Raw genomic sequence first — 8,802 nt, 5'->3', positions numbered from 1 at the left:
CACCCGGCGCCGGGGGTCGGTGGGAGGAGCAGGAAGGGCAGGAGGGGCAGGAGGGGCAGGAGGATGGGGCGAGGGCTCCTCAGCAGGTACGGCCGGTGTTGATGCAGTTCGCCGCCCTCGCCATCAGGGCGTCCGGCATCACGTTGATGAAGTCGCCGTGGTCGGTGACGGGCTTGTGCAGCTGCTCGGGGAAGCTGTCCACGGCGAACGGGACGCCCGCCGGAACGTCGTAGGTGATCCGCTGCACCAGCTGGGGGATGGCGCGGAAGCCGCGCGGGCACGAGCCGTCCGCACGGGCGAACGCCACGTGGGTGCGGTGGTTGGCGCTGTCCGTGCTGCGCCCGTCCCAGCAGTTCTGGAAGGCGAAGGTGCGCACGACGCCGGCGCCGTTCGGGCAGACCGGGTATTTGTCCTTCAGCTGCCGGTTCTCGAAGCCGACGCAACTCCACGAGGCATTCGCGTTGGCCGTGCCGTTGGTGAGTGCTTTGGCATCGCCGGTGATGATGCGGAGGAATCGCGGCATCGCGGTCACCTTCGTCACCGGGCTGCCCCGGAACTGCAGGCTCACGGACGCGGGCCGCAGGATGGTTCCCATGTTCCCGTCGTGCCCGCCGCCCGGTGCCCGGGCGTCCGGAGCGGCTTTTCCGTCCAGGACGCGCAGTACCGGCCAGTAGTGCGTCGACTTGTCCCCGTTGGTGCAGGTGGTGCCCGCAGCGGCGAGGCTCGCATCGGTGGAAAAGGCGTCGGTGGATTTATTGCCCACGTAATCGTGCATATGGTGGGCTCCGTTGCGCACCCCCGGCGTCACGATGACATTGTCGGGGTTGAAGTGACCGTTCTCATTGCGACCGCACACGGTGGTGAACGTGCCGCTGGACCCTCCGCGGGCGGTGGCGGGCGTGCCCTTGGCGGCCGGGGCGTTCCTGATGTCGGCGAAGTCGGCGCGGGACGGGCCGCCCGGCATGCCCCCGCCGCCGAGCCGGGAGCTCAGGGTGCGCGAGGAGTCGTCGGCCGCGGCCGTGCTGACCTTGCTGGTCCGGCAGCCGCTGAGGCCGGTGAGCTCGTTCGGCGAGGTGCCGGCCGTATCCGCCGGGGCGGCCGCGCCCGCCGCGCGGAGGGAGTCGGAGATCCGGCCTATCGTCTCCGTGCGCTCGCGCTGCAGATCGCCGAGGACGGCCTCGGGCTCCGACTCCGTCATCCTCCCGTAGGCCTCGGCAACTTGGGCGTCGAGCCGGGACAGGCCCTTGGAGACCTCGGTGCGGGCCGGAGCGGGCACGTCCCGCAGCCGGTCGCCGACGTCGGGGCAGGAGATGGTCGTCGCCGTGCCTGCGGCCCGCGTCCCCGCGGAGCCGGAGGAGCGGCCGCCGTCGCGGTCCGCGGCGTCCCGGGAGGCACCGGCCGAGGCGTAGTCGGCCACGATCGCCGTACCGCCTCCGCCGAGCAGCAGCGCCGCGGCCGCCACCACCGCCCGGGTCCGCAACTTCGAGCGTTTATGGGCCTGTCGCATCATGTGGGGTCACTTCTTTTCGTTGTCGCCTGTGTGGGGGAAGTCGACGAGTCCGGTGTGCTCGAGGACGGTGATGTGGTCGAGGACGACGGTGTTGGCGCGCGTCGCCAGGGCCCGCACCGTCGCGTTGGCGGTGCGGTCGCGCACGAGGGCGACCAGGCCGAAGACCTTGCCGTGGGCGGCGCGCACGAGGTTGGCGAAGACGCGGTCGAACGTGGCGCCGCGCGAGTCCTGCAACTGCTCCAGCCACCCCTGCTGATCGGCGCTCGGGCGCTCCGGCAGGCTCACGTCCAGCGAGCGGGCCGTGTCGATGGAACGCTGGTCGAGCTCGGTGTGGCCGTCGACCAGGTGGTCCCCGGCCATCCGCACCGCATCCGTCGTCCCGCGCTCCTGGGCGAGCTTCCCCGCGGGCTTCTCCCAGAGCCCTGCCAGCCGAACCCGCCGGACGAAGTCCCGGTCCAGCGCCGTCAGCGGCCCGGACGGCGTCTGCCGGGTCCCCTCCCCGTCGTCGGTCCACGCGGTGCGGGCACCGGCCGCCGCCGGGCCGGCGCTGCCGAAGAGGTACACCGGCACCACCAGCGCCAGCAAGGTCGCGGCCAGCGAGAAGACGACGAGCCCGGTGCCGAGGTTCCGCCACGACACGGGCCGGCGCGCCTGCAAGGAGCCGACGGACCTCAGGGAACGTACGGACCGCAAGGGACGCACCGGTCGCATGGATCGCATGGCACCTTCTTCGCTCGCTCGCCTGCTCGGAATGCCCACGGACGCTAATCCCGCGGAGAGCACGGCGGACAAGCCTTCACTCCCTCTGACAAACCCCCGCTCCCGTACCCCGCGCGCTGCTACCGTTCCGCGCGCGCACGGAGCGTCCGTGAGGCGTGCCGCGGCTCAGAGCTCGACGAGGGCCTGCACCGGGAGGTGGTCGCTCGGGAAGCGGCCCTCCTGGGAGTAGGTGTTGATGCCGGCCCGCACGGTGCGCACCGACGGCGAGGCCAGGATCCAGTCGATGCGGTCCCCGTCCGGGACCAGCGGCCGGTAGCCGTGGAACGTCGCGTACTGCGGGCCGCGCTCGGCGGCGGTGTCCCAGGTGTCGGTCAGGAACCCGCCGCCGAGCAGCGCGTCGTAGACCGGGTTGCCGTGGGCCGGGACGTTGAAGTCGCCGGTGACGATGCGGGGGAGGGCCGGGTCGAGGGCCCGGAGCCGCTCGCCGATCAGGGCCGCGCTGCGCTCCCGCGCGTACTGGTGGAGGTGGTCGAGGTGGGTGTTGAGGACGTGGAGGCCGCCGCCGGTGTGCCGGTCGGTGAACCGGACTGTCGTCGCCATGCGCACGATGGTGTTCCCCCAGGTGGCCGAGCCGATCAGGGCGGGCGTGCCGGACAGCCAGAAGTGGTCGAACTCCTCGGGCGCCAGCCGGAGCGTGTCGTAGAAGACCGCGCCGAACTCGTCGCGGCTGCCGCCGAGCCGGCCCAGCCCGATCCACGCGTAGCGGGGCCCGAGGTCCTCGGCGATGTCGCGCAGCTGCCCGTACAGGCCCTCCTGGGTGCCCAGCAGGTGGGGCCTCTCGTGCCGCAGCAGCCGCCGCATCACCGGGCGCCGCTCCGACCAGGGGTGGGGGCCGGACTCGGAGGCGTACCGCAGGTTGAACGACATCACGCGCAGCCGGGACGACGGAGCGGGAGCGGACATGGTGCCTCCTGGTCGGGAAGGTCCGGAAGGTCCAGCAGATCCTCCCGGCAGGAGGGGAGAGAGGCAAGAAGCGGAAGCGGACTTCTGCCGCGCCCTCGTGCCCTGTCCGTGTCGTGCCGGCCCGGCGCGGGGGAGCGTCAGGCCGGTACCGCCTCGATGAGGTGGAAGGCGTTCGGGCGCGGCAAGGGGGTGATGGAGTCCAGGCGGAAGCCTCCCCGGGCGCACAGGGCGGCGAAGTCCTCGGCGGTGCGTTCGCGGCCGCCCACGGTGACCAGCATGTTGAGGTCGCTGAGGTAGGTCAGGTCGGTGTTGCCGGCGGGCACGACGGGCGGCAGGACGGGCTCGACGATCAGGAGGGCGCCGCCGTCCGGGACGACCTTCCGGATGTGGCGCAGGATGGTCGTGCACTGCTCGTCGTTCCAGTCGTGGATCACGCTCTTGAGCAGGTAGAGGTCGCCGCCGGGAGGGGCCGAGGCGAAGAAGTCGCCGGTTTCCAGGGAGACCCGGTCGGCGAGGCCGTCGCGCGCGAGCCGCTCGGGGGCCTGGGCGAGGCCTTCGGCGGTGTCGTAGAGGATGCCGCGCGGCCGCGGGTGTGCGCGGAGGATCGCGGAGAGCAGGGTTCCGTCGCCGCCGCCCACGTCCACCACGGTGCCGAAGCGCCCGAAGTCGTACTGGCCGGGGACGGCCGCGGCAGCGAGCTGCGTGGCCTGGCTCATGGCCGCGTTGAACTCGGCGAACAGCTCGGGCCGCTCCCGCAGGTAGCTGAAGAAGTCCGTGCCGAAGGCGGTGTCGAAGGTCGTCTCCCCCGTCCGGATGCCTTCGTCCAGCAGGTCCCAGCCGCGCTGCAGCGAGGGGTCGGTGAACATCCGGGCCAGGGCGGTCATCGCGCCGGGGACGTCCGGGCGCAGCAGGTCGCCGGCCGCCGTGGTGGCGAAGGTGCCGGGCGCCGTCTCGGTGAGCAGCTGCAGGCCGGCCAGTGCCCGCAGCAGGCGGTGCGTGGCCTGGGGCCGGGTGCCGAGTTCGGCGGCGAGCCCGTCGGGCGTGCACGCGCCGTCGCCGATGCGTGCGAAGACGTTCAGCCGTACGGCGGCGCCCAGTGTCTGCGTGGCCATGTAGCCGAAGAGCAGCTGGGCCACGGTGTTGCGCTCGTGCCGGCCGGCCGGTGCCTGTCCGTCGTCGTTTTCCGTCGTGGTCATGGCGGCCCTCCCGTTCATGGCGCCTTCCGGCGCCCGTCGACGATCGCGCGCATGCCGGGGCGGGCGGCACGGGCCCGCCCGCCGCCCGGCATGCAACTTAGGCAACCCTAAGTTGCATGCCGGGCGATCGGCAATGCTCCGTCAGCTGCCGTCCTCCGGGCGCAGGCCGAAGTGCACCGTCTTCGCGGTCAGCAGGAACAGGTCCGCACGCCGGTCGATCCCCGCCGGGTCGGCCGGGTCGAGGAGCCGGTCCAGCGTCGCCGCGTCCCCGGCGTCCAGGAGCTCGGTGCACATCCTGCGCTGCCGCTCCAGGGACTGCCGCACCGACTGCCGCGTCCTCTCGTCGAGCGGTGCGGGGCGGTCCACGAGGAAGGTCTTGCTGCGCACCCGGTCGAGCCCCGCGGCCCGCAGCATGCCGGGCCAGTCCTCGACCACGGCGACGGATCCGGGCAGCTCGTCCCGCATCCGGCTGAACCGTTCCGCCATCGCCACGTCCAGCCGGGCCTGCAGGCCCGGCCGCCCGAAGCCGAGGTCGCGCGGCAGCGAGCGCGCCCGCATCTCGCCCTCGACGACGGCCAGCACGCCCCCCGGGGCGAGCAGCCCGGCGAGCCGGCCGAGGGCGTCCTGCTGGTCGCCGACGTGGTGGACCACCTGTGCCGTCCACACCAGATCGGCCGTTCCCAGGCCGTCGATCCCCTCCGGGAACCCGGCCACCCGGGTGCGCAGCCGTACCCCGAGCCGGCCCGCCCGCTCCTCGGCGCGCGCCAGCAGCTCCGGCGACCCGTCCACGGCGACGACCTCGGCCTGCGGGAACGCCTGCGCCAGGCGGCAGGCCGCGACCCCCGGGCCGCTGCCGATGTCGAGGATCCGCCGCGGTGCGCCGCCGGTCAGGTGCCGCAGCTCCTCGACGGCCTGCTGCACGTAAGGGCTGTGCGCCTCGCCCTCGAGCTCCAGCATGCCGGCCAGTGCGGCCCAGTCGAAGTCGTTCACAGGAGGTGCTCCCTCGGCTCGTCGGCCGGCTCCGCCGCCGGCTCTTCCCTCTGGCGCAGACTGTGCGGCCGGGCGGCGATCCTTGACAAACCTTGTTGCTGTTTCTGCAATAGAGGGCATGGAAGAAGTGCTCGCCGCCGTCGGCCCCCGGCTCAAGAGCATCCGCCGGCAGCGTCAGTGCACACTCGCCGCCCTGTCGGAGGCGACCGGCATCTCGGTCAGCACGCTGTCCCGGCTGGAGTCCGGGCAGCGCAAGCCGAGCCTGGAGCTGCTGCTGCCCATCGCGCACGCCCACCAGGTCCCCCTCGACGAGCTGGTGGGCGCGCCGCCGGTCGGCGATCCGCGCGTGCGGCTGAAGCCGGTCCGGCGCGGGGACTCCACGATGGTGCCGCTGAGCCAGCAGCCGGGCGGGGTGCAGGCGTTCAAGATGGTCATGGGCACCTCGCGCAGCCGCCCCGAGCTCCGCACGCACGAGGGCTACGAGTGGCTGTACGTGCTCGGCGGCAGGCTGCGGCTGGTCCTCGCCGAGCACGACATCGTCCTCCAGGTCGGTGAGGCCGCCGAGTTCGACACCCGGGTGCCGCACTGGTTCGGCAGCACCGGGGAGGCGCCGGTGGAGATCCTGAGCCTCTTCGGACCCCAGGGCGAGCGCATGCACGTCCGCGCCAAGCCCTCCGGCCAGGCCTGACGCCGGCGGAGAACGGCCCGGGCTGGACGTCTCCTCAAGCACCCGCCGCCAGACTCCGGGCCGTGATGCCTGTGTTCCGGCCGTGACGTCCGCCGCCGCCCGCCGTCCGCCGGCGGCGGTGCCGCGGGCCGCCCCCTTCACCCCGTACCCCTTGGAGAGTTCCCCGTGCGCTTCTTGGCCGACGTCACACCCCTGCGCCGCTCCGCGGACTTCCGCCGGCTGTGGTGGGGGAACACCGTGTCCTGGATGGGCCAGCAGATGACCGCGCTCGCCGTCTCCCTGCAGGTCTACGCCATCACCGGCTCCACGTTCTCGGTGGGCCTGGTCGGCCTGTTCTCCCTGGTCCCGCTGATCGCCGCGGGCCTGTACGGCGGAGCCGTCGCCGACACCGTCGACCGGCGGGCCCTCGGCCTGGTCAGCGCGTCCGGCGCGGCGCTGCTGTCCGTCGTCCTGGCGGCCGCCGCGCTGCTCGGGCTCCAGCAGGTGGGGCTCCTGTACACAGTCGTCGCCCTGCAGTCGGTCTGCTTCGCGATGAGCACCCCGGCCCGCAGCTCGATGGTCCCCAAGCTCCTGCCCCGCGAACAGCTCCCCGCCGCCAACGCCCTGTCCTCCCTGACGACCAACCTCGGCCTCATGGGCGGCCCCATGCTCGGCGGCGCCGTCGTCGGACTCTGGGGCTTCCAGGCCGCCTACCTGATCGACGTGGCCGCATTCTCCGCGTCCCTGTACGCGATGGGGCGCCTGCCCTCGATGCGTCCCGAGCCCGCGGGGGTCACGGGGCCGGCCGGCGCCGCCGGGGCGTCCGCGGACCGGCGGCCGCAGGGGCGCGCCTCCGTACGGGGCGGCTTGCGCTTCCTCGTCACCCGGCCCAACCTGCGCGTCACGTTCCTCGCCGACCTGGCCGCCATGGTGCTGGCCCAGCCCCGCGCGCTCTTCCCGGCCGTAGCGGGACTCTGGTACGGCGGCGACACGAAGACGGTCGGCCTGCTCGTCGCCGCGCCCGCCGTGGGAGCGGTGCTGGGCGGGCTGTTCTCGGGCTGGCTCGGCCGGATACACCGGCACGGACTGGCCGTGCTGCTCTCCGTCGCCGGCTGGGGAACGGCCGTCACCGTCTTCGGCCTGACCCGCAACCTCTGGCTCGGCCTGCTCTTCCTCGCCCTGGCCGGATGCGCCGACAGCATATCGGCGGTCTTCCGCACCACCATGCTCCAGGCGGCCACCCCGGACGACATGCGCGGCCGGCTCCAGGGCGTCTTCATCGTCGTGGTCGCGGGCGGGCCCCGGCTGGGCGACTTCCTCGCGGGCTCGGCCGCGGACCTCGCCTCACCCTCCTGGGCCGTCGTCGGCGGCGGCCTCGCCTGCGTGGCGGCGATCGTGTTCATCGCGGCGCAGTGGCGCAACTTCGCGCGCTACGACGCGCGTTCCCCCCAGCCGTAGGGCGGGCGCTCTCCCCGGGCGCAGGACGCGCATCGCCCTCGCAGGACGGACCCGGCCGTGAGCCCGGCTCAGGCGGTGAACCGGCCCGCCAGCAGGGTCCCGAGGGCCGTGCGCCGGTGCAGCACCGCCCGCCCGTCCCGGACCGTCGTGATCAGTCCCGCGTCGCGCAGTGCGGCGGCATGGGCGGAAGCGGTGGCGTTGCTGACGCCCACGCGCCGGGCGAGGCCGCTCGTGGTGTGCTCCCGGGCGAGCGCGAGCAGGATGCCGGTGCGGGTCCGCCCGAGCACCCCGGCCAGGGCGTCGTCCGCGTTTCCCGCACCGCCCGCCGCCCCTGCCCCGTCCGGTACGAGGGGCAGGCCGGGACCGGCCGGGTAGGTCAGGCCCAGGGGTCCGCCGGGCAGGTCGGCGAGCACAGGCCGGCCGTTCCAGTGGAACGTGGGCAGGAGCAGGAGGCCCCGCCCCTGCAGCCGCACCTCCTGCTCGCCGGGCGCCTCGATCTCCCAGACGTCCCCGCGCAGCCGGGTGCCGGGGACGAGGCCGGTGAGCGCGGCGCCGGTCCCGTGCTCGGCCACGGTCAGCGCGTGCCGGGTGAACTCGGCCCGGTGCAGGTCCTGGACCAGGGGCCACACGGGGCGCAGGACCGACTCGAAGGCCGTGTGCTGGGCGCGGCGGATCAGCTGCCGGGCACCGGCGTCCCCCCGGTGCAGCGCGCGGATCCACGGCGGGGCGGGGGAGGCGTGCCCGGCGTACACGCGCTCGATCTCGGAGCGGACCCGTTCCGGGCGCGCGGCGAGCACGCTGTCGAGCGCGTCCTCGAGGGTGTCGCTGAACACGTCGAGGAACCCGGGGGCCGCTCCCGCGGGGACGAGGTCCCCCAGAGGCTCGACCGAAGCCGGCAGGGCACGCAGCAGCCGCTGCCTCCAGCGGCCGAAGAGCAGCTGGTCGTCGCGGCGGAACGCCGTCATGAACGCCGCGTTGAGCTCCTGCAGCGGGGCCGGGCGGGGCGCGAACCGGACCCGCGCGAAGTCGGCGGCCGTGAAATGGATCCGGATCACTACGCTCCCCGGCGCCGCGGCGCCATCGTTTCGGGCAGGGACTGAACGATCGACCGCGCTCCCCGCCGGGCGCCAGCATGCAGGCGTGCCCCCGCCATTCACGCAGGGGGCCGCCGGGCGCCGCAAGGGCCGGCGTCACAGTGGGCACCAGGGGAGAACCATGCACCGTCACGGAGTTCGTGAACAGGCCGGGATGAGCCGGCGGGCCGTCACCAGGTCGGCCGTCCTGGCCGCCGCCGCACT

The 8,802-nt window shown here is 73.8% G+C and carries 8 protein-coding genes; 2 read left to right on the top strand and 6 right to left on the bottom strand.

Annotation, left to right across the window (positions count from 1 at the left end; translation table 11 throughout):
• Positions 1 to 79: 79 nt before the first annotated feature.
• The 5 genes from V7793_RS27910 to V7793_RS27890 form a co-directional block, all read right to left on the bottom strand.
• Positions 80 to 1,510 carry a DUF1996 domain-containing protein gene (locus V7793_RS27910; RefSeq protein ID WP_336011335.1) on the bottom strand — a complete coding sequence of 477 codons (1,431 nt, stop codon included), beginning with the start codon at positions 1,508 to 1,510 and terminating at the stop codon, positions 80 to 82.
• A gap of 6 nt (positions 1,511 to 1,516) precedes the next feature.
• Positions 1,517 to 2,149 (bottom strand): DUF4142 domain-containing protein, encoded by a 633-nt coding sequence (locus V7793_RS27905; RefSeq protein ID WP_336011334.1) that lies wholly within the window; start codon positions 2,147 to 2,149, stop codon positions 1,517 to 1,519.
• Positions 2,150 to 2,395: 246 nt separating this feature from the next.
• Positions 2,396 to 3,193: an endonuclease/exonuclease/phosphatase family protein gene (locus V7793_RS27900; RefSeq protein ID WP_336011331.1), complete on the bottom strand. Its 798-nt coding sequence runs from the start codon at positions 3,191 to 3,193 to the stop codon at positions 2,396 to 2,398.
• A 137-nt stretch (positions 3,194 to 3,330) separates the two neighbouring features.
• Entirely contained in the window at positions 3,331 to 4,389 is a 1,059-nt protein-coding gene (locus V7793_RS27895) for a methyltransferase (RefSeq protein WP_336011328.1), read from the bottom strand.
• Positions 4,390 to 4,530: 141 nt separating this feature from the next.
• Entirely contained in the window at positions 4,531 to 5,379 is an 849-nt protein-coding gene (locus V7793_RS27890; RefSeq protein ID WP_336011325.1) for a class I SAM-dependent methyltransferase, read from the bottom strand.
• 118 nt (positions 5,380 to 5,497) lie between these two features.
• On the opposite strand from V7793_RS27890, the gene V7793_RS27885 reads away from it, so the two are divergent.
• Together V7793_RS27885 and V7793_RS27880 are read left to right on the top strand one after the other, a co-directional pair.
• A complete protein-coding gene (locus V7793_RS27885) occupies positions 5,498 to 6,067 on the top strand; it encodes a helix-turn-helix domain-containing protein (RefSeq protein ID WP_336011322.1) in 570 nt (189 codons plus the stop codon).
• A gap of 165 nt (positions 6,068 to 6,232) precedes the next feature.
• On the top strand, positions 6,233 to 7,504 hold the full coding sequence (locus tag V7793_RS27880; protein WP_336011319.1) for an MFS transporter: 1,272 nt from the start codon (positions 6,233 to 6,235) through the stop codon (positions 7,502 to 7,504).
• A 68-nt stretch (positions 7,505 to 7,572) separates the two neighbouring features.
• Here V7793_RS27880 and V7793_RS27875 read toward each other — a convergent pair whose 3' ends face one another.
• Entirely contained in the window at positions 7,573 to 8,559 is a 987-nt protein-coding gene (locus V7793_RS27875; protein ID WP_336011316.1) for a winged helix-turn-helix domain-containing protein, read from the bottom strand.
• Between the last annotated feature and the right edge of the window lie 243 nt (positions 8,560 to 8,802).

Source organism: Streptomyces sp. KLMMK (assembly GCF_036961605.1).
GTDB classification, from domain to species: Bacteria; Actinomycetota; Actinomycetes; order Streptomycetales; family Streptomycetaceae; genus Streptomyces; species Streptomyces telluris.
Note: the sequence above shows the minus strand (reverse complement) of the source record. Positions and strands in the feature narration are given on the sequence as shown.